This window comes from Dankookia sp. GCM10030260, from assembly GCF_042666655.1.
Taxonomy (GTDB): Bacteria; Pseudomonadota; Alphaproteobacteria; order Acetobacterales; family Acetobacteraceae; genus Paracraurococcus.
On sequence record NZ_JBHTDE010000089.1, the window covers coordinates 1 to 847 of the forward strand.

The window sequence follows — 847 nt, forward strand, 5'->3', positions numbered from 1 at the left end:
CTAAGGTCTGTTAGCTCCTGAGGTACATTCCTAACTGTTAGGGATGACGGAGAACCCTGGTATTCACGTTCTGAGCGACGCGCGGTGGGCGGCGTTGGAACCGCTGATCAACGAAGTCCGGCCGCACTGTAAGGTGCCGCATCAGAACCTGCGGCAGACGATCGAGGCCATTCTCTGGCGGCACCAGAACGGCGCCAAGTGGCGGGCCATCCCCGGGGAACTGGGGCCCTGGTGGAAAGCGGCGCAGACCTTCATCCGCTGGAGCCGTCTCGGTGTTTGGGAGCGGCTGCTCGACCTTGTCCAGCAGCGCGGCGTCGCACTCGGCATGACCTTCCTCGACGGCACGAACCTGCGGGCGCACCAGAAAGCGGCGGGCGCCAAAAAAGGGGGGCCGACAGCCAGGAGCGGGACCGCCGTGAGGCGCTTGGCCGCTCGCGTGGCGGTTACGGCACCAAGGCCTGCGTGATCGTGGATGGCCGTGGTCGCGCCATCGCCTTCGCGCTCGCGCCCGGCCAAGCGCACGAACTGCTGATGGTGCCAGGGCTGTTGGACTGCCTGCCTGATGTCCCGGGCTGGGTGGTGGGCGACCGTGGCTTCGCCTCCGATGCCTTCCGCGAGCGGATCTGGAACATGGGTGCCCGTCCCGCCATCCCGCCCAGGCGCACCGACGCGCCGGTCGCCTGCCCGGACTGGATCTACAACAACCGCCACCTGGTCGAGAACCTCTGGGCGCGCCTCAAGGAATGGCGCGCCGTGGCCACCCGCTACGAGAAAACCGCCCGATCATTCCTCGGCGTCCTATCCCTCGCTGCCACCTTCGATTGGCTCAGGAGCTAACAGGCCCTAG

At 66.8% G+C, this 847-nt stretch carries 1 protein-coding gene; it reads left to right on the forward strand.

The annotated features are described in order from the left end of the window. The first annotated feature begins 43 nt into the window (after positions 1–43). Positions 44–837, forward strand: a protein-coding gene (locus ACFQS7_RS30970) for an IS5 family transposase (protein WP_380070988.1) whose coding sequence is annotated in 2 segments (ribosomal slippage) — positions 44–380 and positions 380–837 — 795 coding nt in all. Because the reading frame shifts where the segments join, the coding sequence is not laid out codon by codon here. Positions 838–847: the final 10 nt, after the last annotated feature.